22 protein-coding genes are annotated in these 26467 nt (G+C 59.9%); 9 read left to right on the top strand and 13 right to left on the bottom strand.

The genetic code is table 11. The annotated features are described in order from the left end of the window. Window positions 1–143: 143 nt before the first annotated feature. From ccoP to ccoN, 4 genes are read right to left on the bottom strand one after another with little or no spacing between them, the layout of a single operon-like run. The gene (gene ccoP, locus FBY01_RS02110) at window positions 144–1097 is read right to left on the bottom strand and encodes a cytochrome-c oxidase, cbb3-type subunit III (protein ID WP_145305930.1); all 954 of its coding nucleotides are present in this window, start codon (window positions 1095–1097) and stop codon (window positions 144–146) included. Further along, complete coding sequence (locus FBY01_RS02105) at window positions 1094–1294, bottom strand: cbb3-type cytochrome c oxidase subunit 3 (protein ID WP_102594714.1); 201 nt, start codon at window positions 1292–1294, stop codon at window positions 1094–1096. Before FBY01_RS02105 ends, ccoP begins: the two co-directional genes overlap by 4 nt. 21 nt (window positions 1295–1315) lie before the next feature. Beyond that, window positions 1316–1924 (bottom strand): cytochrome-c oxidase, cbb3-type subunit II, encoded by a 609-nt coding sequence (gene ccoO, locus FBY01_RS02100; RefSeq protein WP_010456405.1) that lies wholly within the window; start codon window positions 1922–1924, stop codon window positions 1316–1318. A 10-nt stretch (window positions 1925–1934) separates the two neighbouring features. Further along, window positions 1935–3359: a cytochrome-c oxidase, cbb3-type subunit I gene (gene ccoN, locus FBY01_RS02095; RefSeq protein WP_010456403.1), complete on the bottom strand. Its 1425-nt coding sequence runs from the start codon at window positions 3357–3359 to the stop codon at window positions 1935–1937. 95 nt (window positions 3360–3454) lie between these two features. On the opposite strand from ccoN, the gene FBY01_RS02090 reads away from it, so the two are divergent. Beyond that, on the top strand, window positions 3455–4141 hold the full coding sequence (locus tag FBY01_RS02090; RefSeq protein WP_145305932.1) for an alpha/beta family hydrolase: 687 nt from the start codon (window positions 3455–3457) through the stop codon (window positions 4139–4141). A gap of 134 nt (window positions 4142–4275) precedes the next feature. Here FBY01_RS02090 and FBY01_RS02085 read toward each other — a convergent pair whose 3' ends face one another. The 5 genes from FBY01_RS02085 to acnA form a co-directional block, all read right to left on the bottom strand. Further along, window positions 4276–4779 (bottom strand): hypothetical protein, encoded by a 504-nt coding sequence (locus tag FBY01_RS02085; protein WP_256664382.1) that lies wholly within the window; start codon window positions 4777–4779, stop codon window positions 4276–4278. A 196-nt stretch (window positions 4780–4975) separates the two neighbouring features. After that, complete coding sequence (locus tag FBY01_RS32190) at window positions 4976–5527, bottom strand: methyl-accepting chemotaxis protein (RefSeq protein ID WP_372241860.1); 552 nt, start codon at window positions 5525–5527, stop codon at window positions 4976–4978. Window positions 5528–6148: 621 nt separating this feature from the next. Next, window positions 6149–6541 carry a PAS domain-containing protein gene (locus FBY01_RS32185; RefSeq protein ID WP_372241858.1) on the bottom strand — a complete coding sequence of 131 codons (393 nt, stop codon included), beginning with the start codon at window positions 6539–6541 and terminating at the stop codon, window positions 6149–6151. 103 nt (window positions 6542–6644) lie between these two features. Continuing rightward, the gene (locus FBY01_RS02075) at window positions 6645–7436 is read right to left on the bottom strand and encodes a CPBP family intramembrane glutamic endopeptidase (protein ID WP_145305937.1); all 792 of its coding nucleotides are present in this window, start codon (window positions 7434–7436) and stop codon (window positions 6645–6647) included. 244 nt (window positions 7437–7680) lie between these two features. Continuing rightward, window positions 7681–10422 carry an aconitate hydratase AcnA gene (gene acnA, locus FBY01_RS02070; RefSeq protein ID WP_077748217.1) on the bottom strand — a complete coding sequence of 914 codons (2742 nt, stop codon included), beginning with the start codon at window positions 10420–10422 and terminating at the stop codon, window positions 7681–7683. Between the two features lie 222 nt (window positions 10423–10644). Here acnA and rlmM point away from each other — a divergent pair, with 222 nt between their 5' ends. Both rlmM and tusA read left to right on the top strand, forming a co-directional pair. Continuing rightward, window positions 10645–11718 (top strand): 23S rRNA (cytidine(2498)-2'-O)-methyltransferase RlmM, encoded by a 1074-nt coding sequence (gene rlmM, locus FBY01_RS02065; RefSeq protein WP_010456393.1) that lies wholly within the window; start codon window positions 10645–10647, stop codon window positions 11716–11718. Window positions 11719–11905: 187 nt separating this feature from the next. Next, window positions 11906–12157 (top strand): sulfurtransferase TusA, encoded by a 252-nt coding sequence (gene tusA / locus FBY01_RS02060; protein WP_007907805.1) that lies wholly within the window; start codon window positions 11906–11908, stop codon window positions 12155–12157. Here tusA and FBY01_RS02055 read toward each other — a convergent pair. Further along, on the bottom strand, window positions 12154–13563 hold the full coding sequence (locus tag FBY01_RS02055) for an MATE family efflux transporter (protein ID WP_145305939.1): 1410 nt from the start codon (window positions 13561–13563) through the stop codon (window positions 12154–12156). The genes tusA and FBY01_RS02055 overlap by 4 nt on opposite strands. Window positions 13564–13896: 333 nt before the next feature. Between FBY01_RS02055 and pdxB the strand changes: the two genes are divergently transcribed. Then, window positions 13897–15039, top strand: a complete 1143-nt coding sequence (gene pdxB / locus FBY01_RS02050) for a 4-phosphoerythronate dehydrogenase PdxB (protein ID WP_102594823.1) — start codon at window positions 13897–13899, stop codon at window positions 15037–15039. Window positions 15040–15223: 184 nt separating this feature from the next. Here the strand turns inward: pdxB and FBY01_RS02045 are convergent, their stop codons facing one another. Continuing rightward, on the bottom strand, window positions 15224–15403 hold the full coding sequence (locus FBY01_RS02045) for a PA1571 family protein (RefSeq protein WP_010456379.1): 180 nt from the start codon (window positions 15401–15403) through the stop codon (window positions 15224–15226). A gap of 256 nt (window positions 15404–15659) precedes the next feature. Between FBY01_RS02045 and FBY01_RS02040 the strand changes: the two genes are divergently transcribed. Continuing rightward, on the top strand, window positions 15660–17426 hold the full coding sequence (locus FBY01_RS02040) for an ABC transporter transmembrane domain-containing protein (RefSeq protein WP_083376179.1): 1767 nt from the start codon (window positions 15660–15662) through the stop codon (window positions 17424–17426). A 68-nt stretch (window positions 17427–17494) separates the two neighbouring features. After that, window positions 17495–18529, top strand: coding sequence for a Fic family protein (locus FBY01_RS02035; RefSeq protein WP_145305941.1), 1035 nt, complete (start codon window positions 17495–17497; stop codon window positions 18527–18529). 74 nt (window positions 18530–18603) lie between these two features. Here FBY01_RS02035 and FBY01_RS02030 read toward each other — a convergent pair whose 3' ends face one another. Continuing rightward, window positions 18604–20532 carry a transglycosylase SLT domain-containing protein gene (locus tag FBY01_RS02030; protein WP_145305943.1) on the bottom strand — a complete coding sequence of 643 codons (1929 nt, stop codon included), beginning with the start codon at window positions 20530–20532 and terminating at the stop codon, window positions 18604–18606. Between the two features lie 213 nt (window positions 20533–20745). Between FBY01_RS02030 and FBY01_RS02020 the strand changes: the two genes are divergently transcribed. Further along, on the top strand, window positions 20746–22665 hold the full coding sequence (locus tag FBY01_RS02020) for an ATP-binding cassette domain-containing protein (protein WP_010456369.1): 1920 nt from the start codon (window positions 20746–20748) through the stop codon (window positions 22663–22665). A gap of 128 nt (window positions 22666–22793) precedes the next feature. Here FBY01_RS02020 and FBY01_RS02015 read toward each other — a convergent pair whose 3' ends face one another. After that, complete coding sequence (locus FBY01_RS02015) at window positions 22794–23231, bottom strand: universal stress protein (RefSeq protein ID WP_010456367.1); 438 nt, start codon at window positions 23229–23231, stop codon at window positions 22794–22796. 104 nt (window positions 23232–23335) lie between these two features. Between FBY01_RS02015 and FBY01_RS02010 the strand changes: the two genes are divergently transcribed. Further along, window positions 23336–23773: a hypothetical protein gene (locus FBY01_RS02010; protein WP_010456364.1), complete on the top strand. Its 438-nt coding sequence runs from the start codon at window positions 23336–23338 to the stop codon at window positions 23771–23773. 540 nt (window positions 23774–24313) lie between these two features. After that, window positions 24314–26461 carry a fatty acid oxidation complex subunit alpha FadB gene (gene fadB, locus FBY01_RS02005; protein ID WP_077748225.1) on the top strand — a complete coding sequence of 716 codons (2148 nt, stop codon included), beginning with the start codon at window positions 24314–24316 and terminating at the stop codon, window positions 26459–26461. The last annotated feature ends 6 nt before the right edge of the window (window positions 26462–26467 follow it).

Genomic DNA, 26467 nt, shown 5'->3' with positions numbered 1-26467 from the left:
GCTCATGCCAGTCCGCATCGGAGCAAGCTTAGACCCGAATCTGGTGAACCGAAAGGAGGACCAACGGAGGGGTGCGACACTTGGTCGCAAAGAGGCAGGGAACTGCCGCATCCGGGCGAATGCGGCAGTAGAGCGGTCGAGATTTATTCGCGTTTGCCTTCTGCTTGCAAACGCTCGGTGCTCAGACCGTGGGACAGGCTGTAAACGTAAGCGGCCAACAGTTGCACCTTGTCGTTGCCGAGCAGTTCGTTCTGCGCCGGCATATGTCCCTGGCGGCCATGGCGGATGGTCTGCTGAAGTTGCGCCAGGCTTGTACCGTAGATGAACCCGGCCGGTTGCGTCAGGTTCGGCGCGCCCATGGCTTCAGTACCTTTGCCGTTTGCACCATGACAGGCTACGCACGTGGTGCTGAACGCTTGCTGTCCGGCTTGCAGGTCGGCGGTGTCGCCAGCCGGCAATGGCAGGCCCGCCAGTTCATGACGTACATACGCGGCCACGTTCTTCACACCGGCCTCACCGAGGATTTCCCCCCAGGCCGGCATTGCCGCCATGCGACCGCCCATGATCGTGGTCTTGATCATCTCGGCGTCACCGCCCCAGCGCCAGGTGCTGTCGGCCAGGTTCGGGAAGCCGAAAGCGCCCTTGGCATCCGAGCCGTGGCACACCGAGCAGTTGGACGCGAACAGACGACCGCCCATTTTCAGCGCTTGCGGGTCCTTCGCCACTTCTTCAACGGGCATGGCCGCGAATTTGGCGAAGATCGGCCCAAACTTGGCGTCTGCCTTGTTCATCTCCTTTTCCCATTCGTGGACGCCGGTCCAGCCGTCCTCGTAACCCGGCAGGACGCCTTTCCAGTTGCCCAGGCCCGGATAAAGAATCAGGTAGCCCACGGCAAACACCAGCGTGCCGGCGAACAGCATGAACCACCACTGCGGCAGCGGATTGTCGTACTCCTCGATGCCGTCGAAGCTGTGGCCCATGGTCTGGTCGACACTGCCCTTGGTTTCACCCTTGCGGGTGCCGACCAGCAGCCAGGTCAGGCCGATCAGGCTGCCGATAGTCAGTACGCAGATCCACGTACTCAAGAAGGTGGTCATGGCCGGGTACTCCTTGTTTCAGGTTCTTGGGTGGCGTCGTCGGCCAGGGGTTCATCGGCGAACGGCAGCAAACGCGCTTCGGCGAATTCCGGGTTGCGCTTGCTGTTGAACACCCATAGCGTCAGGCCGACGAAGGCCACGAACACCACGACCGTGCCCAGGCCGCGGATCATTCCACTGCTTATCTCGCTCACTATTTCGAAGGGCATGGTCATGGCTCACCTCTTGCTCTTGATGGCAGTGCCGAGCACTTGCAGATAAGAAACGAGTGCGTCCATTTCGGTCTTGCCCTTGAGGCTGGCGACCGCGCCGCTGATGTCGTCATCGCTGTATGGCACGCCAAGGGTGCGCATGGTGCGGATCTTGGTTTCGGTGTGGCTGCTGTCGACCGCTTGCGTGACCAGCCATGGGTAGCCAGGCATTTTCGACTCCGGCACCACGTTGCGCGGGTTGTACAAGTGCGCACGGTGCCAGTCATCGGAGTAACGTGCGCCGACCCGGGCCAGGTCCGGACCGGTACGCTTGGAACCCCAGAGGAACGGGTGATCCCACACGCTTTCCCCTGCCACCGAGTAGTGCCCGTAGCGTTCGGTCTCGGCACGGAACGGCCGGATCATCTGCGAGTGGCAACCGACACAGCCTTCGCGGATGTAAATGTCGCGACCTTCCAGTTGCAGGGCGGTGTAGGGCTTCATGCCTTCCACCGGTTTGTTGGTCACGTCCTGGAAGAACAGCGGGACGATCTGGGTCAGACCGCCGATGCTCACCGCCAGAACCATCAGCAGCATCAGCAGGCCGACGTTTTTCTCGATTGTTTCGTGTTTCATGGCGGACTCCTCAGGCCATCTGCGCGGCAGCGGCGACTTCGGCAGGCTGCGAGGCCCGCACGGTGCGCCAGGTGTTGTAAGCCATCAGGAACATCCCGCTGAGGAAGATCGCACCGCCCACCAGTCGCACGACGAAGCCTGGGTGGCTGGCCACCAGGGTTTCGACGAAGGAGTAGGTCAGCGTGCCGTCTTCGTTGACTGCGCGCCACATGAGGCCCTGGGCGATGCCGTTGACCCACATCGAAGCGATGTAGAGCACGGTGCCGATGGTCGCGAGCCAGAAGTGCGCATTGATCAGGCCGATGCTGTACATCTGCGGGCGACCGAAGATTTTCGGGATCATGTGGTACAGCGCGCCGATGGAAATCATCGCCACCCAACCGAGGGCGCCGGCGTGAACGTGGCCGATGGTCCAGTCGGTGTAGTGGGAGAGCGCGTTGACCGTTTTGATGGCCATCATCGGCCCTTCAAAGGTCGACATGCCGTAGAACGCCAGGGACACGACAAGGAAGCGCAGGATCGGGTCGCTGCGCAATTTATGCCAGGCGCCCGAGAGCGTCATCATCCCGTTGATCATCCCGCCCCAGCTTGGTGCCAGCAGGATCAGCGACATCACCATGCCCAGCGACTGTGCCCAGTCTGGCAGCGCGGTGTAGTGCAAGTGGTGCGGACCGGCCCAGATGTACAGGGTGATCAGCGCCCAGAAGTGCACGATCGACAAGCGATAGGAGTACACCGGGCGCTCAGCCTGTTTCGGCACGAAGTAGTACATCATCCCGAGGAAACCGGCGGTGAGGAAAAAGCCCACGGCGTTGTGGCCGTACCACCACTGGACCATGGCATCGGTAGCACCGGCATAGACCGAGTAGGACTTGGTGAAACTCACCGGCAGCTCAACGTTGTTGACGATGTGCAGAATCGCCACGGTGATGATGAACGCACCGAAGAACCAGTTGCCGACGTAGATGTGCTTGGTCTTGCGCTTGGCCAGCGTACCGAAGAACACAATGGCGTAGGCGACCCAGACGATGGTGATCAGGATGTCGATCGGCCATTCCAGCTCGGCGTATTCCTTGGAGCTGGTGTAACCCAGCGGCAGGCTGATGGCCGCCAGCAGGATCACCAGTTGCCAGCCCCAGAAGCAGAACGCGGCGATTTTCGGCGCGAACAACTGGGTCTGGCAGGTGCGTTGCACCGAATAGAACGAACTGGCGAACAGGGCGCAACCGCCGAAGGCGAAGATCACCGCGTTGGTGTGCAGAGGGCGCAACCGGCCGAAACTGGTCCACGGCAAATCGAAGTTGAGTTCAGGCCAGACCAATTGGGCTGCGAGAAAAACCCCGAGCCCCATGCCGACGATGCCCCACACCACCGTCATAATGGCGAATTGGCGGACCACCTTGTAGTTGTAGGCGGTACTGATAGAAGTGTTCATGGTTCCCCATCCACGGTTCAGCCGAAGTGAAGGCGTTTGCGCAAGGCAACGCTCCCTTCGCCTGGAGTTATAGGCAGACTAAAAGCGAGGCAAGCATGGACAAAGAGCACAAGGCCAGTATTGACGGGGATCAATGGGCGCGGTGTGTGCGGGAACATGGATGGTTGTGGAATGAAGCGGCTTCAAAGGCTTCGGCGGATCCTGTGACGCTGATTCTCGCCCATGGCGCCGGTGCGCCAATGGACAGCGTCTGGATGAACGACATGGCTGCACGCCTCGCCGATCAAGGCGTCAACGTGTTGCGCTTCGAGTTTCCGTACATGGCGCAGCGGCGTGTCGACGGGGGCAAGCGCCCACCGAATCCGGCGCCGAAACTGCTGGAGTGCTGGCGTGAGGTGTACGCCGAGGTGCGACGCCATGCCGCTGGGCGTCTGGCGATTGGCGGCAAGTCCATGGGCGGGCGGATGGGCAGTCTTTTGGCGGATGAGTTGGGGGCGGATGCGTTGGTGTGCCTGGGTTATCCGTTTTATGCGGTGGGTAAACCGGAGAAACCTCGGGTCGAGCATTTGGCCGGGCTCAAGACCCGGACGTTGATCGTACAGGGCGAGCGCGATGCCCTGGGCAATCGCGAGGCGGTCGAAGGTTATGCGTTGGCGCCGGGCATCGAGGTGTTCTGGCTGGTGGCAGGGGATCATGACTTGAAGCCGTTGAAGGCTTCCGGGTTTACCCATGAGCAGCATTTGGCTTCGGCGGCGAGTCGGGTGGCTGCATTTCTTCAGTGAAAGATGTGGTGCCCGTTTGGACCGCTTCGCGGGCAAACCCGCTCCCCACTTTTTATTGTGTTGTGAGTGAGATCTTCAACACCGAAAACTTATGGGGGGCGGGGTTGTGTCTGATTATTTTGAGTGTTTAAAAGTCACGGAGTGCTTTTCCGTTGTGCGTCTGGCATTTGCGTTGAAGGCCGCAGTCTTTTCATGGTGAATGTGCCTTTTGGATTCAGACGATAACCATGGCTTTTGAACAGGGCTTCGAATGTGCCTTCGACGATGTCTGTCACGGGATTGTAGTTGATAATGTTCAGCGTGGCAGAGTCTGCATCCACCGTTCGAAAGCCATTGAAGCCGGGAGGCGCTGGAATCCAGTGGCCATGGAGAAAGCTCAGCCCGTTATCTAGCGTATAGACACCTGGCAGTGCATCGTCACCGTTGTAGGGTAGCGTCATACTGAAAACAAACGTGTTTTCCTCCGCAGCCGTACCCATTCCTCCACCAATAGACCAATAAAACTCACCGAAAAATTCACCTTGGTAAAAATCACTGAATTCTGCAGTTTTCTTGATGGTTCCGTATTTCCACTGAAAGATGTTTTCGTTTGCGAACGTTGCGCATTTTTTAGGGATAAAGGTCGCGTGGGTTGTCATGATGAAATCCTTTTGCTGGTAAGAGTTCGGTAGCCATTGTCCGATGGACAAAGCGACCGTCTCCTTGATAAGCCTCCTGGGTTTTTTCGACTACTGTCAGAACTGACAGGTGCCTCCTTGAAAACATTTCACGATTTGCAAAAATAAAAAAACCCGGAGGTTTTCACCGTCCGGGTTTTTGTCTTTCCAGTGACTGTCAGCGGTTAAACCGCTCCACCAACGAATACTGGGTATTCGCCGTCTTGGTCAGCTCTTCACTCAACAGCGCCGAGTGCTGTGCCTGTTCCGACGTCTGGTCAGCCAGCTGCGAGATGTTGCTGATGTTGCGGCTGATCTCTTCAGCCACCGCACTTTGCTCTTCGGTCGCCGCCGCAATCTGGGTGGTCATGTCGGTGATGTTGGCCACCGCTTCGCTGATCCCTACCAGCGCCTGATCCGCTTCCAGTACCCGCGCCACGCCTTCTTCAGCCTGACGATGCCCGGCTTCCATGGTTTGCACTGCGGTGCTGGCGGTTTGTTGCAGCTTGGCGATCAGGGCGTGAATCTGTCCGGTGGATTCGCTGGTGCGTTGCGCCAGTTGACGCACTTCGTCAGCCACCACGGCAAAACCACGGCCCATCTCGCCGGCACGGGCCGCTTCGATGGCGGCGTTCAGGGCCAGCAGGTTGGTCTGGTCGGCGATGCCCTTGATGACATCGACCACGCCACCGATTTCGTCGCTGTCCTTGGCCAGCTGGGTTACGGTCATCCCGGTTTCACCGACCACCACCGACAAGCGCTGGATGGCTTCGCGGGTTTCCCCGGCGATGTCGCGACCGCGACCGGTCAGGCGATTGGCTTCCTGAGTCGCATCGGCGGTGCGCTGCACGTGGCTGGCGACTTCCTGCGTGGTGGCGGCCATCTGATTGACAGCGGTGGCCACTTGCTCGGTTTCGACGCGTTGACGTTCCAGGCCCGTGGAACTGTTGTGGGCCAGGGTGTCGGACTGCCTAGCTTGTTCGGTCAGGTGCTCGGCGGTGTCCTGCAGGCGGGTCAGGCAGGTTTTCAGACGTGCTTCCTGGCTGAGAATCGACATCTCCAGACGTGCCTGGGCGCCACGGCTGTCGGTGTACATCTGCGCGATCAACGGGTCGGAGGTGGTTTGCCCCGCCAGCACCAGCAAGCGCTTGAGGCCGCGCTGTTGCCAGCTCAAGCCCAGCAAGCCCAGCGGCACCGACAGGCCGGCGGCCAGGGCGAAACCCCAGTGGGAGTTGAGCGACGCACCGATCATGAAGCTCAGTTGACTGACCAGAATGAACGGCACCCAGTCCTGAAGGACCGGCAGCCATTTGTCTGTCGAAGGAATGGCCGACTTGCCTTGGTTGATGCGTTAGTAGAGCGCTTCGGCACGGCGGATCTGCTCGGCGGTGGGTTTGATCCGCACCGATTCGTAGCCGATCACCTGATTGCCTTCGAACACCGGTGTGACATAGGCGTTAACCCAGTAGTGGTCACCGGTCTTGCAGCGATTCTTGACAATGCCCATCCATGGCAAGCCTTGTTTCAGTGTGCCCCACATGTGCGCGAACACCGCCGCCGGAACGTCGGGGTGACGGACCAGGTTATGCGGCGCACGGATCAGTTCTTCACGAGAAAATCCGCTGATTTCGACGAAGGCGTCGTTGCAGTAGGTGATCACGCCCTTGGCATCGGTGGTGGAAATCAACCGTTGCTGAGCCGGAAAGGTCCGTTCGCGTTGTGTGGTGGGCTGGTTGTTACGCATGGCTTTTTAAATCCGCAAGGCTTTGAGAGGTTGTCGGCGGCGTCAGGAATTTATTGAAAATATTTTTCAATAATCAGTGGCGCGTCGCAAAACGGCCATTGCATCAGCCGGCGAGCATCGGGTACGTGAACAGTGCGAAATGCAGCAGGTTCAAGCCGAAATGGGTGGCGATGGCTGCCCCCAATCCGCCGAAACGGTAGGCCAGACCATAGCCGACACCTGCCAGACCCGCCAGCAGCACCCATTGCCAACCCGCGCCCGCATGCGCCACGCCGAACAACAGTGAGGCGAGCAGCAATGCCAGGTTTTCACCGTAGGGCAGGTGTTTGAAATGCCGGCTCAGCCCACCCTGGACGTAACCGCGAAACAGCGCTTCCTCCACCAGCGTCACCAGCAGCAGATTGTTCAACACCCACAGCCCGGCTTGGTCCGGCCACTTCGGCGCCCAACTGATCATCCCCAGCAAGAGTGCGCCACCCAAAGCCAGGATGGCGCTCAGGGGCAGGGCGAGTGCGGTCGCATAAACCGAAAGGCGCAAAGAGCGCCGGCCGACAATCCACGGACACACCAGTAACAGCCAAAAGCCGATCAGGGGCTTGTCCTGATTCAGGTACATGGTAAACGGCGCGGCATCGTCGGTGATGCGATGCGGGTCGATGCCACGACCGTTGTAGAAACCGGGCAGCCAATGCATCGCCAGGGCCACGGCGAGGATGATGAACACGCCGTGACCGAGGAAGCGAGCGATGGGGATTTTTTGCTGACGGACCGCGAAACCAGCGACGAGCAGCAATGCGACGGAGATGCCGGCCAGCCAGCCGAGGTGGCCGTAGGTCAGTGCGAGGGCGTAGCCGAGGGAGAGAAGGGCCAGGTATGTCCATGGCAGGGCGAGCATAAATTAGTCCTTTGAGGCTGAAGAGCTTTTGTGGCGAGGGAGCTTGCTCCCGCTGGGGTGCGAAGCAGCCCCAAACCCGGTGACCCGAAACTTCAATCAGATCGCATCGGCTGTTTTACGACTGCTTCGCAGTCGAGCGGGAGCAAGCTCCCTCGCCACAAAGTGTGCACTGTTTGCGGGGCGCGATTATAAACAGGCCCAAACAAAAACACCGCCCGAAGGCGGTGTCTGTGTCGGCAGGCGGTTACGACGCAATCAACTGCCGCAACACGTAATGCAAAATCCCCCCTGACTTGAAGTATTCCACTTCATTGAGCGTATCGATCCGGCACAGCACCTCGACTTTCTCGCGGCTGCCGTTCTCGCGGGTGATGATGAGTGTCAGGTTCATCCGCGGCGTCAACTCGACGCCGGTCAACCCAAGGATATCCAGCGTCTCCTTGCCGGTCAGGTTCAGGCTCTTGCGGTTCTGATCCAGCTTGAACTGCAACGGCAGCACGCCCATGCCCACCAGGTTGGAACGGTGAATCCGCTCGAAGCTTTCGGCGATGACCGCTTTCACGCCCAGCAGATTAGTGCCCTTGGCCGCCCAGTCGCGGCTCGAACCGGTGCCGTATTCCTGACCGGCGATCACCACCAGCGGCGTGCCCGACGCTTGATAGCGCATGGCCGCGTCGTAGATCGGCATCCTTTCCCCTGTGGGGATGTAGATCGTGTTGCCGCCTTCTTCACCGCTGAGCATTTCGTTGCGAATGCGGATGTTGGCGAAAGTGCCGCGCATCATCACTTCGTGATTGCCGCGACGGGAACCATAGGAGTTGAAGTCCCGCGGCTCCACGCCTTTGTCGCGCAGGTATTGACCGGCCGGGCTGTCCGCCTTGATGTTGCCGGCGGGGGAGATGTGGTCGGTGGTCACCGAGTCGCCCAGCAGCGCAAGGACCCTGGCGCCGGAAACGTCCTTGACCACCGGCGGTGGACCGCCGATGTCATCGAAGAACGGTGGATGCTGAATGTAAGTCGAATCGTCCTGCCAGACATACGTCGCCGCCTGCGGCACTTCAATCGCTTGCCATTGCTCGTCGCCGGCAAACACCTCGGCGTATTCCTTGTGGAACATGGCGGTGTTGACCTGACTCACGGCGTCGGCAATCTCTTGGGTGCTCGGCCAGATGTCCCGCAGGTACACCGGATTGCCATCCTTGTCGTTACCCAGCGGTTCGCTGCTGATGTCGGTCCGCACCGTGCCGGCCAACGCATAGGCGACGACCAGCGGCGGAGAGGCCAGCCAGTTGGTTTTCACCAGCGGATGCACGCGGCCTTCGAAGTTGCGGTTGCCCGACAGCACCGAGGCAACGGTCAGGTCGGCGGCCTGGATGGCTTTTTCAATCGGCTCCGGCAAGGGGCCGGAGTTGCCGATGCAAGTGGTGCAGCCATAGCCGACCAAGTCAAAACCCAGCTCATCCAGATACGGGGTCAGGCCGGCAGCCTTGTAGTAGTCGGTGACCACTTTCGAGCCAGGGGCCAACGAACTCTTGACCCACGGTTTGCGCTTGAGGCCTTTTTCCACGGCTTTTTTCGCCACCAGACCGGCGGCCATCATCACGCTCGGGTTGGAGGTGTTGGTGCAAGAGGTGATCGCGGCGATCACCACCGCGCCGTTTTTCAACCTATAGGTCTGGCCGTCGTATTCGTAGTCGGCTTCGCCCGCCAGATCGGCATTGCCCACCGCGACGCCACCGCCGCCTTCACTTTCGAGGCGACCGACTTCCTTGCTGGTGGGTTTGAATTGCAGGTCGATGAAATCACTGAACGCTTGCGCGACATTTGGCAGCGAAACCCTGTCCTGTGGGCGTTTCGGCCCGGCCAGGCTGGCTTCGACGCTGGCCATGTCCAGTGCCAGGGTGTCGGTGAACACCGGTTCCTGGCCCGGCAGTCGCCACAAACCCTGGGCTTTGCTGTAGGCCTCGACCAGTTTCACGGTGGCCAGTGGGCGACCCGAGAGCCGCAGATACTCCAGCGTGATGTCGTCGACCGGGAAGAAGCCGCAGGTGGCGCCGTATTCCGGGGCCATGTTGGCGATGGTCGCGCGGTCGGCCAGCGGCAGGTCGGCTAGGCCGTCGCCATAGAATTCGACGAACTTGCCGACGACGCCTTTCTTGCGCAGCATCTGCGTGACGGTCAGCACCAGGTCGGTGGCGGTGATGCCTTCCTTGAGCTTGCCGGTGAGTTTGAAGCCGATCACTTCCGGAATCAGCATCGATACCGGCTGGCCGAGCATCGCCGCTTCCGCTTCGATCCCGCCGACGCCCCAGCCGAGTACGCCGAGACCGTTGATCATGGTGGTGTGGGAGTCGGTGCCGACCAGGGTGTCGGGGAAGGCGTAGGTGCGGCCATCCTCGTCTTTGGTCCAGACCGTGCGACCGAGGTATTCCAGGTTGACCTGGTGGCAAATGCCCGTGCCCGGTGGCACCACGCTGAAGTTGTCGAAGGCGCTCTGGCCCCAGCGCAGGAACGCGTAACGTTCACCGTTGCGCTGCATTTCGATGTCGACGTTCTGTTCGAAGGCGCTGGAACTGCCGAATTTGTCGACCATCACCGAGTGGTCGATCACCAGATCCACAGGGGAGAGCGGATTGATCCGCTGCGGGTCGCCACCGGCCTTGGCCATGGCGGCGCGCATGGCGGCCAGGTCGACCACGGCAGGCACGCCGGTAAAGTCCTGCATCAATACTCGTGCGGGGCGGTATTGAATTTCTCGGTCGGAGCGACGCTCCTTGAGCCAGGCGGCAATCGCCCGGAGGTCGGCGCCGGTGACGGTTTTTTCATCTTCCCAGCGCAGCAGGTTTTCCAGCAGCACTTTCAACGACATCGGCAGCTTGTCCAGGTCGCCCAGACTTTTGGCGGCATCGGGCAAGCTGAAATAGTGATAGGTCTTGTCGTCGACTTGCAGGGTTTTAAGGGTGTTCAGGCTATCGAGGGACGGCATTGCGATCACTCCTTTGAGTCCGCACGGCTACGGACTGAGGGGACGGACAGAGCTTTCAACCTAGCCCTGTTTGAATGTTAAAGCTAATAACTGGACTCTATGGCCAAGTCCAAGGTTCCGAACTCGGCTATCATGCGCCGGTTTTCGTGACAGGCTTTGCTTCAACGCAAGCCTGGGCATCGCGCAGTGGCTGAATTCTTCGCCAACTGCCCAGGAGTAAGAATGAACACCCTCTTTATGCATTGCCGGCCGGGCTTCGAAGGCGAAGTCTGTTCCGAGATTTCCGAACACGCCGCGCGGCTGAACGTGGCCGGTTATGCCAAAGCCAAGACCGCCAGCGCCTGCGCTGAATTCATCTGCACCGAAGAAGACGGCGCCGAGCGCCTGATGCGTGGCCAGCGTTTCGCCGAGCTGATCTTCCCCCGCCAATGGGCGCGCGGAATTTTCATCGACCTGCCGGAAACCGACCGCATCAGCGTGATCCTTGCGCACATGGCGGACTTCCCGCTGTGCGGCAGCCTGTGGCTGGAAATGGTCGACACCAACGATGGCAAGGAACTGTCGAACTTCTGCAAGAAATTCGAAGGGCACCTGCGCAAGGCGCTGATGGCGGCCGGCAAGTTGGTCGAGGATGCGCACAAGCCGCGTCTGCTGCTGACCTTCAAAAGCGGCCGCGAAGTGTTTATGGGGCTGGCCGAGTCCAACAACTCGGCGATGTGGCCGATGGGCATTCCGCGCCTGAAGTTTCCTCGTGAGGCGCCGAGCCGTTCGACGTTGAAGCTGGAAGAGGCGTGGCACCACTTTATCCCCCGCGATCAGTGGGATGAGCGCCTGCACAGCGACATGACCGGCGTCGACCTCGGTGCCGCCCCCGGCGGCTGGACCTGGCAACTGGTCAACCGCGGCATGCTGGTGACGGCGATTGACAACGGTCCGATGGCCGAAAGCTTGATGGACACTGGTTTAGTGCAGCACCTGATGGCCGACGGTTTCACCTTCAAGCCCAAGCAACCGGTGGACTGGATGGTCTGCGACATCGTCGAGAAACCGGCGCGCAACGCCGCGATGCTGGAAGAATGGATTGGCGAGGGACATTGCCGCGAAGCGGTGGTCAACCTGAAGTTGCCGATGAAACAGCGTTACGCCGAAGTGAAACGCCTGCTGGAACGCATTGCCGAGGGCTTCAAGGAGCGCGGCATCCGGGTCGAGATCGGCTGCAAGCAGCTGTATCACGACCGTGAAGAGGTGACGTGCCACTTGCGCCGGATCGACGTGAAGAAACCGAAATCCCGCTGATACACACCGCACCCCCGCTGATACACACCGCCCCCCCTTGTAGGAGCGAGGCTTGCCCGCGAAGCTTTTGGCGTCCTCAAGGGCCCCTTCGCGGGCAAGCCTCGCTCCTACAGACGGGCGGTGTACGACACAGATGACCGAACCCCCGGCAATGCGCGACAATGCCGGCCAGCTTCAGGAGTGAATCATGAGTGAAATGATTGATACGCCGGTAGACGGCACCCTCGACGCCACCGGCCTCAACTGCCCGGAACCGGTGATGATGCTGCACCAGCACATCCGTGACCTGGTGCCCGGTGGCCTGCTCAAGGTAATCGCGACCGATCCCTCGACCCGTCGCGATATTCCCAAGTTCTGCGTATTCCTCGACCACGAACTGGTCGCGCAGCACGAAGAGGCAGGCACCTACCTCTACTGGATCCGCAAGAAACTCGCTTAACCCGCCGAATGACTGATGCGGATTCGCTTGCGTGCACTGCGCGTCAGGCGGATCGACAGCATCAGCGCCGCGCAACTCAAGCCCACGATCAAACCCTGCCACAGCCCGCTCGGGCCGCTCGGCGTGCCCAACCAGTCGGTCAGGCCCAAGGCGTAACCCACCGGCAAACCGATGCCCCAATAGGCGAACAAGGTCAGGATCATCGTCACCCGAGTGTCCTGGTAACCGCGCAGTGCGCCGGCCGCCGTGACCTGGATTGCGTCGGAGAACTGGAACAGCGCCGAATACACAATCAGCATCGCTGCCACGCGTATGACCGTCGGGTCGGCGGTATAAATCGTTGCGATGTGCTCGCGCAGCAACAGCATCATGCTCGCCGAAACACAGGCATACGCCAGCGCGGTGCCCATGCCGACCCCGGCAGCGAAGCGTGCTTCGCGCGGCTCCTGGCGGCCGAGCGCCTGGCCGACTCGCACCGTGACGGCCATGCCGAGGGAGTAAGGGATCATGAACACCAGCGAGCTGAAGTTCAGGGCGATCTGATGTCCGGCCACCACGGTGGCGCCGAGGCTGCCGATCAGCAGGGCGATTACGGCGAAGATGCTCGACTCGGCGAACACTGCGATGCCGATCGGCAGGCCGATACCGAGCAGGCGTTTGATTACCGACCATTGCGGCCAGTCGAAACGGCTGAACAACTGACTCGACTGGTACGCCAGTGCCCAACGCTCCCAACCGGCCATGCCCAGCGCCATCACCCACATCACGATCGCCGTGGCCCAGCCGCACCCGACCCCGCCCATGGCCGGCACGCCGAAGTGGCCATAGATGAAGATGTAGTTCAGCGGAATATTCAACGCCAATCCGCAGAGGCCCAGCACCATCGCTGGACGTGTGCGTCCCAGGCCGTCACTGAAGCAACGCAACACATGATAGAAGGCGACGGCGGGCAGACCGCTGGCGATGCCGTGCAGATACTGCATGCACGGGCCGATCAGCTCGGGATCGACCTTCATCATGTGCAGGATCGGTTCGGCGCTGAGCAGCATGCCGGTCGCCATCAAACCCACCACCAAGGCCAGCCACAGTGCCTGACGCACAATCGGGCCGATTTCGCTGTGGGTGCCGGCACCGAAGCGCTGGGCGACTTTCGGAGTAGTGGCCAGCAAGGTGCCAGTCATCAACAGAAACACTGGAACCCAGATTGAGTTGCCGAGCGCCACGGCCGCCAAGTCGCGCGGGCCGACCCGTCCCGCCATCACCGCATCGACGAAGCCCATGGCGGTGGTCGCCAGTTGCGCGATCATGATCGGCAGCGCCAGGCCAAGCAGGTTTTTCAGCTCCAGGCGAACCCTGGCCGGGCGGGTGAGGGAAGTAGCGGCGGGGCGGTCAGTCACGGAATTCAAGGGCGAAACGTCCAGAGATGTTGATGCGCAAGGCGGCGCATTCTACGCCCTGACGCAGTGGTCAGGAAAAATCCTGTGTTAGCTATTTGTAATCACCGATCCGGGTTAATGCTGAACACTGTGTGGCGAGGGAGCTTGCTCCCGCTGGACTGCGCAGCAGTCCCATAGCCTCGCAAGTGATAAGCCTGTCAAAACCGGATCGCTAGGGTTGGGGCCGCTGCGCGACCCAGCGTGAGCAAGCTCCCTCGCCACAGGGTATGGAGTGACCTTAATGCCCGCTGGCCCACTACAGTCATCTCCGCCTACACTGCCCACCCGCCAAAGGAGCCTGCCATGTTGATTGTTGCCGACGAAAATATCCCGCTGCTCGATGCCTTCTTCGAAAGTTTCGGCGAAATTCGCCGGGTGCCGGGACGTTCCATCGACCGCGCCACCGTCGAGCAGGCCGATGTGCTGCTGGTGCGTTCGGTGACCAACGTCAATCGCGCGTTGCTCGAAGGCAGCAAGGTGCGCTTTGTCGGCACTTGCACCATCGGCACGGATCACCTGGATCTGGATTATTTTCAGCAGGCCGGCATCACCTGGTCGAGCGCGCCCGGCTGCAATGCTCGGGGCGTGGTCGACTACGTGCTCGGCAGTTTGCTGACCCTGGCCGAAATCGAAGGCGTCGACCTGACTCAGCGCACTTACGGCATCGTGGGTGCCGGCGAAGTGGGCGGTCGCCTGGTCAAGGTCTTGAAGGGGCTGGGCTGGAACGTGCGGGTGTGTGATCCGCCACGGCAAGCGGCCGAAGGTGGCGATTACGTCAGCCTCGAGCAGATCATCGAGCAGTGCGATGTCATCAGTCTGCACACCCCTTTGAAGAAACACGGCTCACAGTCGACCTGGCATCTGTTCGATAAACAACGCCTGAACCAACTCAAGCCTGGCACCTGGCTGATCAACGCCAGCCGTGGCCCGGTGGTGGACAACGCCGCCCTGCGCCAGGTGTTGTTGCAGCGCGAAGACCTGCAAGCAGTGCTCGACGTGTGGGAAGGCGAACCTGAAGTCGATGTGGCGCTGGCCGAACTCTGCGTGCTGGCGACGCCGCACATTGCCGGTTATAGCCTGGATGGCAAACAACGGGGGACGGCGCAGATCTATCAGGCGTATTGCGAATTCATCGGGCAACCGGCCCAGGTCAGCTTGAGCGATCTGCTGCCGGCGCCGTGGTTGTCGCACGTGACCCTTCACGCGAAGAGCGATCCGGCCTGGGCGCTGGCGATGCTGTGCCGCGGCGTGTACGACCCGCGTCGTGACGATGCGGATTTCCGTCGCAGCCTTGTAGGCAATGTGAGCGAGCAGCGTGCGGCGTTTGATGCGTTGCGCAAGAACTATCCTGCGCGCAGGGAGATTGACGGGTTGCAGGTGCGGATTGAGGGGGATTCGCCTGAGTTGCTGAAGATAGTGGCGGCACTGGGCGCAACGGCGGTCTAGAGACCGGGTTGACCCTTTCGCGGGCAAGCCTCGCTACTACAGGATTTGGGTGTTCGCTAAGTAGGTTGACGACGCAAAATCTGTAGGAGCGAGGCTTGCCCGCGAATCGCTGCACCGCATTTCCCGGATAAGCACCCACAAAAAACCCGGCCATCAGGGCCGGGTCAAGAAGACGGTGGCTATATCACTCTTGTTCGGCAGGCTTGACCAATCGCTTTTCCAGTTCGCTGCAGGCTTGCTGGATCATGTCTTCAGTGATCGGTACTTCGCGCCCATCCTTATCAATAATTGAGCAACCCAGAGACTGGTCTGGTTGTGTGCGGATCACTTGAATCTTGTCTTCGCTGCTGTTTTGCAAGGACATGGCCTGTCTCCTCATCAGGTTGTGTGCCTACTTTAAAACCGCCAGGTGACCAGGCTGTGACAACTCCCTGCGATCTCTCCAAGGCGGCAACATCAGTCCACCAGAAATACCGCAGTGTTGCCACCCGGACATTAGACCAATAGCGTCTAGCGGCTAGTCTTTGTGGTCATAATTAACCTGACTCATTGTGATTTACAGAGTTCCACCCCATTTAAGCGATATAGCTGGTCCCATCATTTGCGTACTGGATAACCCGATGCTCTCTGCCCGTCACCGCCGCGCGATTCGCCTGACCAGCCGTTTTCTTGCACCTTATCGCTGGCCGGCCCTTGGCGCATTGCTCGCGCTGATCATCACCGCCGGCATCACCTTGTCGATGGGGCAGGGCATTCGCTTGCTGGTGGATCAAGGGTTCATGACCCAATCGGCGCATTTGCTCAACCAGACCATCGGCTTGTTCATGGTGCTGGTGGTCGGGCTGGCGATCGGCACCTTTGCGCGCTTCTATCTGGTGTCGTGGATCGGCGAACGTGTGGTCGCGGACATCCGCAAGCAAGTATTCAACCACCTGGTTTATCTGCATCCGGGTTTCTATGAAGACAATCGCAGCTCCGAGATCCAGTCACGGCTGACCGCCGACACCACGTTGCTGCAATCAGTGATCGGCTCTTCGTTGTCGCTGTTCTTGCGCAATTTGCTGATGGTCATCGGCGGGATCGTCTTGCTGTTTATCACCAACCCCAAACTCACCAGCATCGTGGTCGTGGCGTTGCCGCTGGTGATCGCGCCGATCCTTGTTTTCGGCCGTCGGGTACGCAGTCTGTCGCGCCTGAGTCAGGACCGGATTGCCGACATCGGCAGCTACGTCTCCGAAACCCTCGGCCAGATCAAAACCGTGCAGGCCTACAACCATCAGGTCCAGGACGAGCAACGCTTCGCCGTGACCGTGGAGGAGGCGTTCGACACGGCGCGCAAACGCATTTTTCAGCGCGCCTGGCTGATTACGCTGGTGATCGTGCTCGTGCTGGGCGCGGTGGGCGTGATGCTGTGGGTCGGCGGCATGGACGTGATCGCCGGACGGATCTCGGCTGGCGAACTGGCAGCCTTCGTCTTCTACAGCCTGATCGTCGGCAGCGCCTTTGGCACCTTGAGTGAGGTGATCGGCGAATTGCAGCGAGCGGCGGGTGCGGCCGAGCGGATTGCCGAATTGCTGCGCTCCGAGAACATCATCCAGCCGCCCACCACAGGGCTGGTGACCTTGCCTGATCGGGTGAAGGGCAATCTGGCGCTGCAAGACGTGCGCTTTTCCTACCCTTCACGTCCAGAAAGTTATGCCGTCGATGGCTTGAATCTGACCATCAATGCAGGCGAAACCCTCGCCCTGGTCGGCCCGTCCGGTGCCGGGAAATCCACTGTGTATGACCTGCTGCTGCGTTTTTATGATCCTGCCTCGGGGCAGATCCTGCTGGATGGCGTGCCACTGACCCAACTCGATCCGCTCGACCTGCGTCGCTGCTTCGCCCTGGTCTCGCAAAACCCGGCCCTGTTCTTCGGCAGCATCGAAGAGAACATCCGCTACGGCAACCCGTCGGCGACCCTGGCCCAGGTTCAGGAAGCGGCGAAAATCGCCTACGCCCACGACTTTATCGAGCAGATGCCTAACGGCTATCAGACCCACCTTGGCGACGGTGGCCTCGGGTTGTCCGGCGGTCAGCGCCAACGCCTGGCCATCGCACGGGCGCTGCTGGTGGACGCGCCGATCCTGTTGCTGGACGAAGCTACCAGCGCCCTCGACGCCCAAAGCGAACACCTGATCCAGCAAGCCCTGCCGAGCTTGATGAAAAACCGCACCACCCTGGTCATCGCCCACCGCTTGGCCACGGTAAAAAATGCCGACCGGATCGCGGTGATGGATCATGGGAAACTGGTGGCAATAGGGACGCATCAGGAATTGATCGCGAGCAATGCGCTGTATGCGCGGTTGGCGGCGTTGCAATTCAGTGACGGGCACGACGCGGCATGAATGAGAGCTGCTGAACACTGCGAGGTTCGGGCATTATGTCGGCCTCAGTTGCGAGCCTGGATGAGGATATGAGCCGTTATCAACCACCGTTGACCCTGACCACCAGAATGCTGGCGTTGATCGCCGGGATCAGCGAACAAATCGGTCAGCTGACGGCTGTGGACGAACGCCTGCAGACGCCTCAACTGCGTCGTAGTAATCGAATTCGCACGATTCAGGCTTCCTTGGCGATCGAGAACAACACGCTCAGCATCGAGCAGGTGACCGCAGTCCTGGCTGGGCGACGAGTACTTGGCCTGCCGCGAGAAATCCAGGAAGTGCGTAACGCTTTTGCGGCGTATGAAGCCATGCCTGAGTGGCGGTCGAGCAACCGGGCCGACCTGCTGCGGGCGCATGAGTTGCTGATGGGCGGATTGATTGACGACTGTGGGCGGTTTCGCCAAGCCGGTGTCGGTATTTATCGTGGTGAAAAATTAGTCCACATGGCACCGCCGCCGAGTCGTGTTGGGCATTTGATGGACGATTTGCTGGCGTGGCTCAGTCAATCGGATTGGCACCCATTGATCGTCAGCTGCGTCTTCCACTACGAGTTCGAGTTTATTCATCCTTTCGCCGATGGAAATGGGCGGATGGGGCGACTCTGGCAAACCTTGATACTCAGTCAGTGGCGGCCGGTGTTGGCTTATCTGCCAGTCGAAGCGGTGATTCGAGAGCAGCAAGACGCTTATTACGCGGCGTTGTCGGCTGCGGACCAGTTGGCTGAGTCGACGCCTTTTGTCGAGTTCATGCTGCAAGCGTTGAGTATTGCGCTTGAGGAGGCAGGCAATACCGAATCAATAATCGACCCAGTAATCGACCCAGTAACCGACCCAGTAGGGAGATTGCTTTCAGCACTCCAGGTTAATGGTCCGCTTAAAATCAGCGACTTGATGGCTGAGGTCGGTTTGGCTCACAAGGCGACCTTTCGGGCTAACTACCTCAGGCCCGCATTGGCTGCCGATTTGATTGAAATGACCAGCCCCGAGACACCAAGCAGTCCGGCTCAAAAATATCGTCTGACCCGGCATGGCAAACAGACTGCCGCACGATTCAAGTCTGCATAGGCCTTCTGGATACGCCAAAAAAAATGCCCGCATCAATCGATGCGGGCATTTTTATTCGGACTTCAACATCAGGATCACTGATCGTCAAAGTACCGCTCATGCCAATCCACCAGCGGCTGTGGCGAGTTGAGTTTCTGGCCGTAGATCACCGAGTACGACAATACGTTTTGCACATACTGGCGGGTTTCGTCGAACGGGATGCTTTCCACCCACACGTCGAAGCTCAGGTGATCCGCACCGCGCAGCCACTGGCGTACACGGCCGGGGCCGGCGTTGTAGGCGGCGGAGGCGAGGACGCGGTTGCCGTTGAACTGGCTGTGGACCTGGCTCAGGTACGCGGCGCCGAGCTGGATGTTCTTGTCCGGGTCGAGCACTTGCTGCGGCGAGGCCAGCGGAATGCTGAACTTGCGTGCGGTTTCCTTGGCGGTGCCGGGCATCAGCTGCATCAGGCCGCTGGCGCCGACGCCGGAACGGGCGTCGGCCATGAAGGCGCTTTCCTGGCGGGTAATGGCGAACACCCAGCTCGAGTGCAAGCCACGGACCTTGGCTTCACGCACCAGGGTTTCGCGGTGGGCCATCGGGAAGCGGATGTCCAGATCGTCCCAGTATTGCGCCTGACTGATGGTGCGAATCGCCGGGAAATACCATTTCAGGTCGTAGGCCAGTTTTGCCTGGGCGACCATTTCGTCACGGTTTAAGTGACGGCTGACGTGGTACCACTCGCGACGACCGTCGACGATCTGCCCACGGGCGTGGAACTCGAGGGCGCGACGAATGCCTGGCGTGTTGCGCACCTTGTTGATCAGCGCCTGGCTCAGTACCAGCGGTTTGTTGTTTAGCGAGTAGGGCGATTGTGAACGGTCAGCGGCAAGGAAGCCGTAGAAGTCGCGCTCACGGGCCAGGTTCTTGTACAGGTTTTGTACTTCCGGGTTCTGCGGCTGCGCCAGTTCCAGGCTGCGGGCCTGCCAGTAGCGCCAGCGGTTGGTGGTCGCCAGGTCCTGCGGCAAGCGCCGAGTCAGCTGATAGGCATCGTCCCAGCGGGCCAGACGCAACAGCAGGCGCATGCGCCATTCGGACACGGTGTTGTCGCGCAGTTCCGGGTCGTACCTGGTCATCATCTCCAGTGCGCGAGGGTCGAAACGTTTGGCGAGGGTCAACCCGATTTCACGGGCGATCGCCACTTTTTCGTCGCGGGAGAAGTGCATGCTGCTGGCATAGCCGTCGAGCAGGTTCATGGCTTTGTCCGGGTCCTGGCGGGCCAGGCGGCGCAGACCGAGACTGACCACGTCGGACATCGGTTCGTCGGCCGGGGTGAAGCGCGACGGCTGATTCAGCAGTTCAGGTTTTTGCGCCACATCCACCAGCAAACGACCGCGAGGGGCGAGGGTGGTCAGGCCATTGACCAGGCTGTTGGCCAGCGGATAGTTGCGCGCCTGGGCGGCGAGCTTCGTGCGCTCCCAGCGTTTCTGTTCGGTCAGTTGACCTTCGGCGGCCCATTGCCCGAACAGCGCGTCGCAGGCGGCGGGTTGGGATTTGCCGGTCAGCCAGAGTTTATTGGCGTTGGCGTAGCCTTCGACTTTCTGGTTGTGACCAATCTGGTACTGCGCGTTCAGGCAGTCCAGTTCGGTGAAATTGAGCTTGGGGTCGTAGTATTTGACGAAGGTCGCCCAGTCGCCGCGTTCGGCCAGCCAGCGCAACCAGCGCAATTTCATCCAGTTGGCCTGGGGCAGGTCACCGTGTTCGGCGAGGAATTTTTCGATTTCGGCATTGCTGGCCGTTTTCAGCCGAGCGGTCAGTTCGTCGTAGGCCAGGTACGGCTCCAGTGGATAATCACGAAGGGCCTGGCTGTAGCGAAAATATGGGCCGGTATCGCCCTTGGCCAAGGCTCGCTTGGCCTCATCGTAATATTGGCGCTGGGTGGACAGGTCCACCGCCTGGGCGGTTTGAGCGGCAGCGGCAGAAAGAAGCAAGCAAGATAAAAAACTGAAGAGGCGGCTGCGCATGAGACGTCCGGGCATAGAAATCACGACAAGTGCAGACTTAACCTGCACCGAATTATCTGTAGCTTAGCCTTTTGCCAGCAACGGGCGAAAGCTTTGCGGGCCTCTCGGCACAAGTTCGCAACAATTGTCATGCAGAGTGCTTCGACATTGAAATTGCCGGCCTTCTGAAGCCTCAAGTCAGGTAGAATGCGCGCCCGGTTTTTGGAGAAGCTCATGACCCTGCTCAAATTCAGCGATGTGTCCCTTGCTTTCGGCGCTATGCCGTTGTTGGACAAGGTGTCCTGGCAGATCGCCCGTGGTGAGCGGGTGTGCATCATCGGCCGCAACGGCACTGGCAAGTCCAGCATGATGAAGCTCGTCAAGGGCGACCAGAAGCCCGACGAAGGCTCCGTTTGGCGCGCGCCCGGCCTCAAGATTGGCGAATTGCCGCAAGAACTGCCGGTAGCCGACGAGCGGACCGTGTTCGACGTAGTGGCTGAAGGCCTGGACGGTGTCGGCGAGCTGCTCGCGCAGTATCACCACCTGAGCCAGAACATCGTCACCGACGCCGACCTGGACAAGCTGATGCACGTCCAGCACGACCTCGAAGCCCGCGATGGCTGGCGTTTGCAGCAACTGGTCGACAGCACCTTGAGCCGTCTGCAGTTGCCGGCCGACAAGACTCTCGCCGAATTGTCCGGCGGCTGGCGTCGTCGCGTCCTGCTGGCCCAGGCCCTGGTTTCCGAACCGGACCTGCTGCTGCTCGACGAACCGACCAACCACCTGGACATCGGTGCAATCGCCTGGCTCGAAGAAGCGCTGAAGGATTTCCAGGGCGCCGTGCTGTTCATCACGCACGACCGTTCATTCCTGCAAAACCTCGCGACCCGCATTCTGGAACTGGATCGCGGCGGCCTGATCGACTGGAACGGCGACTACGCCAGTTTCCTGGTGCACAAAGAAGCCTCCCTGGCCGCTGAAGAAACCGCTAACGCGCTGTTCGACAAGAAGCTGGCCCAGGAAGAAGTCTGGATCCGCCAGGGCATCAAGGCCCGTCGTACCCGTAACGAAGGCCGCGTCCGCGCATTGAAAGCCCTGCGTGTCGAGCGTAGTGAGCGTCGTGAGCGCACCGGCAAGGCCAACATTCAGTTGGACACCGCTGACAAGTCCGGCAAACAGGTGATGGTCCTCGAGAACGTGAGCTTTGCTCACCCGGGCGGTCCGTTCCTGATCAAGGATTTCTCGATGGTCCTGACGCGGGGCGACCGTATCGGTCTGCTCGGCGCCAACGGTACCGGCAAAACCACGCTGCTGAAGCTGATGCTCAGCGGTCTGCAACCAACCAGCGGCACAGTGGAAGAGGGGACGCGCATCGACGTGGCCTACTTCGACCAGTTGCGCCATCAGCTGGACCTGGAAAAGACCGTGATCGACAACGTGGCCGAAGGTCGCGACTTCATCGATATCGATGGCCAGAGCCGTCACGTGCTGAGCTACCTCGGCGACTTCCTGTTCAGCCCTCAGCGTGCCCGCACGCCAGTCAAGGCGCTGTCGGGTGGTGAACGTGCGCGTCTGTTGCTGGCGAAACTGTTCAGCAAACCGGCGAACCTGCTGGTTCTCGACGAACCGACCAACGACCTCGACGTCGAAACCCTCGAGCTGCTCGAAGAGGTCTTGCTGACCTTCAACGGCACCGTGCTGATGGTCAGCCACGACCGGGCATTCCTCGACAACGTGGTCACCAGCACCCTGGTCTTCGAAGGTGAAGGCAAGGTGCGCGAGTACGTCGGCGGTTATCAGGACTGGCTACGTCAGGGCGGCTCGCCGCGCCTGCTGGGCGTGACCGAGAGCAAATCCGGCAAGGCCGACCTGACCTCTGCGGTCGTGACGGCGGAAGCGGCACCGGTTGCTGCGGCAGTCGAAGCTCCGGTGGCGAAGAAGAAGCTCAGCTATAAATTGCAGCGTGAGCTGGAAATGTTGCCGGCCCAGATCGAAGCCATGGAACAGCAGATCGCTGCCGTCGAGGCCCAGATGGCCGATGCCGGTTTCTATCAGCGTCCTGCGGTCGAGACCGCTGCCGTGATCGCTCAGCTTGAGCAGTTGCAGGCTGAACTCGACGTGATGGTCGAGCGTTGGGCTGAGCTGGATGCCTGATTGATGCTGTAACAAAAAAAGCCCGGCGTTCAGTGATGAGCGCCGGGCTTTTCGTATGGAATGCGATCTACACGTTGCTATAGATCCCTGTAGGAGCGAGCAGGGTCGCTCCCGCAGGGTACGGGTTTTCAGCTTTTGATCAGGCGCACCGCGAGCACATCACACGGAGCGCCGTGCAGCACGTCGTTGGCCGTCGAGCCCAGCAGCAATGCCAGGCCGTGTCGGCCATGGCTGCCCACCACGATCAGGTCGCAGGTCTGTTCCTTGGCCAGGTGGTGAATCTCCTGGCGTGGCTGGCCGTAGGTCAGGTGGCTGTATTCTTTGGAGAGTTCCGGATACTTCACGATCAGTCGGTCCAGGCGTTCCTTGGCCTGATCGAACTGCTGCTGTTGCAGTTGTGACAGGTCCATGGGGACGTCGCCGCCAAAGGCCATGGCCATCGGTTCGACGATATGGACCAGGGACAGTTTCGCGCCATTGCTCACTGAAAGCTCGCGAGCACGGTGGATTACAGGGTCGCACTCTTCGGTTAGATCTACAGCGACCAGAATATGGTGGTAGGGCATGAGGTGCTCCTCCTGAGGATTGCAATATTGGTAAGTATGGCTGGTTTCAAGCGCAATGGTTCCAAAGTGACTCAAAGCGCTCATCAAGAATCGGGAGTACAGATATGACGGTCTGGATAGTGGTGTCAATCCTGCTGGTGGTGCTGAGTCCGCTGGCATGGTTGCGACCGTCCCGTGGACAGAGTGGGCGCATGGCTCTGCGCATGGAAGCGCGGCGTATCGGCCTCGCCATGCAGCTTGCGCCCCAGGAGTGGCCGCACTGGCTGAGCCAGGAGCCGCCGAGCCCTTGCGCCCAGTACCATCGGCCACGTCGTGGCAATCAACCGGCGTGCTGGAGTTACTGGCAAAAGTCGCCGGGTGTGTGGGTGAACCAGTGGCAGGAGATTTGCGAAGATCGAGCGCTGCTCAATCATTTCGAAAAATTGCCAGCCAACGTCTACAAGGTTGAAGCGGACAAACAGATGATCACTCTGTATTGGGGCGAGAAGGGCGAAGCGACGGTTTTGCAAGACATCGATGCGGTGCTGAAAGCACTGGCGTGACTCACGGACATTTCGCGCTGCAATGGCGCGAAACCTCCGACAGACAGGCAATAAAAAGCCCGACATCATCATCGGGCTGGGGTTGGCCAGGCAGGCCGGTAATTCTTTGTGCCGCCGATCTTACGCTTGGCGTTCGCCAAAAGTGTTCAATTTTTTTTCTCAAGGTCCCGCCAGCGTAGTCTGTTAAACAAAGGCTGCAGCGAATTAGGGCGACTTTTCTAACTATTGATTCTATGAATGGCTTCACATGCAGGGGCGTGTTGAAGATCTTCGTAGTACGGAAGTGACCGCAAAGTCGCGTTTGAACCCGCATTTTGGGCGATTGACAATTGCCGGAAATTCCGTGAAGGTGGCGTACCCAAATCAAACGGGCGTATGAATTGAGCGTTTGTATTTAACATCGCTCCTACAGAATCCCGACTATCGCGTTGGCGGGTGTGCCGGGCAGATGGGCGTAGCATTGACGTTAAGCGTCCCTGCCAAGCCATTTGCCTGCGTCCGACGTGTACTGTTCAGCTTCCATATCGTGGAGATCAGTTGATGATTTACGAAGGTAAAGCCATCACGGTTAAGGCTCTTGAAAGTGGCATCGTCGAATTGAAATTCGACCTCAAGGGTGAGTCCGTCAACAAGTTCAACCGTCTAACCCTGAACGAACTGCGTCAGGCCGTAGACACCATCAAGGCAGATGCTTCGATCAAGGGTGTGGTCGTCAGCAGTGGCAAGGACGTCTTCATCGTCGGCGCCGACATCACCGAATTTGTCGAGAACTTCAAGCTGCCTGATGCAGAGCTTGTTGCTGGCAACCTGGAAGCCAACAAGATTTTCAGCGATTTCGAAGACCTCAACGTCCCGACTGTCGCCGCGATCAACGGCATCGCTCTGGGTGGCGGTCTGGAAATGTGCCTGGCGGCGGACTACCGCGTCATGTCCACCAAGGCCAAGATCGGTCTGCCGGAAGTCAAGCTGGGCATCTACCCGGGCTTCGGCGGTACCGTGCGTCTGCCGCGCCTGATCGGTGCCGACAACGCTATCGAGTGGATTGCCGCCGGCAAGGAAAACCGTCCTGAAGACGCGCTGAAAGTAGGCGCCGTCGATGCCGTGGTTGCCCCTGAGAAATTGCAGGAAGCGGCCCTGGAGCTGATCAAGCGCGCCATCTCTGGCGAGTTTGACTACAAGGCCAAGCGTCAGCCGAAGCTGGAAAAGCTGAAGTTGAACGCTATCGAACAAATGATGGCCTTCGAAACCGCCAAGGGTTTCGTGGCCGGTCAAGCCGGTCCGAACTACCCGGCACCGGTCGAAGCGATCAAGACCATCCAGAAAGCCGCGAACTTCGGTCGTGACAAGGCGCTGGAAATCGAAGCCGCCGGTTTCGTCAAACTGGCCAAGACCTCTGCTGCGCAGAGCTTGATCGGTCTGTTCCTGAATGATCAGGAGCTGAAGAAAAAGGCCAAGGCCTACGATGAAATCGCCAAGGATGTGAAGCAGGCCGCCGTATTGGGCGCCGGCATCATGGGTGGCGGTATCGCTTATCAGTCGGCCTCCAAAGGTACGCCGATCCTGATGAAGGACATCAACGAGCACGGTATCGAGCAAGGCCTGGCTGAAGCCGCCAAGCTGCTGGTCGGCCGCGTTGATAAAGGTCGCATGACCCCGGCGAAAATGGCTGAAGTGCTCAACGGCATCCGTCCGACCCTGTCCTACGGTGATTTCGGTCACGTTGACCTGGTCGTCGAGGCAGTCGTCGAAAACCCGAAGGTCAAGCAAGCCGTTCTGGCCGAAGTCGAAGACAAGGTCAAAGAGGACACCATCCTCGCGTCCAACACCTCGACCATTTCCATCACCTTGCTGGCTAAAGCCCTCAAGCGTCCGGAAAACTTCGTCGGCATGCACTTCTTCAACCCGGTGCACATGATGCCGCTGGTTGAAGTGATTCGTGGCGAGAAGTCCAGCGAGCTGGCCGTGGCCACCACCGTTGCCTACGCCAAGAAAATGGGCAAGAACCCGATCGTCGTCAATGACTGCCCGGGCTTCCTGGTCAACCGTGTCCTGTTCCCGTATTTCGGCGGTTTCGCCAAGCTGGTCAGCGCCGGTGTGGACTTCGTCCGTATCGACAAGATCATGGAAAAATTCGGCTGGCCAATGGGCCCGGCGTACCTGATGGACGTGGTCGGCATCGACACCGGCCACCACGGTCGTGACGTGATGGCTGAAGGTTTCCCGGACCGCATGAAAGACGACCGTCGCTCGGCTGTCGATGTGCTCTACGAAGCCAAGCGCCTGGGCCAGAAGAATGGCAAGGGTTTCTACGCTTACGAGACCGACAAGAAAGGCAAGCAAAAGAAAGTGGCCGATCCGTCGGTGCTGGAAGTGCTCAAGCCGATCGTTTACGAGCAGCGCGAAGTCACTGACGAAGACATCATCAACTGGATGATGATCCCGCTGTGCCTGGAAACCGTGCGTTGCCTGGAAGACGGCATTGTCGAAACCGCCGCCGAAGCCGACATGGGCCTGGTCTACGGTATTGGTTTCCCTCCATTCCGTGGCGGTGCGCTGCGCTACATCGATTCGATCGGTGTTGCCGAGTTCGTTGCCCTGGCTGACCAGTACGCTGATTTGGGCGCGCTGTACCACCCGACCGCAAAACTGCGTGAAATGGCCAAAACCGGCCAACGGTTCTTCGGTTAAGCGTCC

It is taken from the genome of Pseudomonas sp. SJZ077 (assembly GCF_007993905.1).
Classification (GTDB): domain Bacteria; phylum Pseudomonadota; class Gammaproteobacteria; order Pseudomonadales; family Pseudomonadaceae; genus Aquipseudomonas; species Aquipseudomonas mandelii.
Note: the sequence above shows the minus strand (reverse complement) of the source record. Positions and strands in the feature narration are given on the sequence as shown.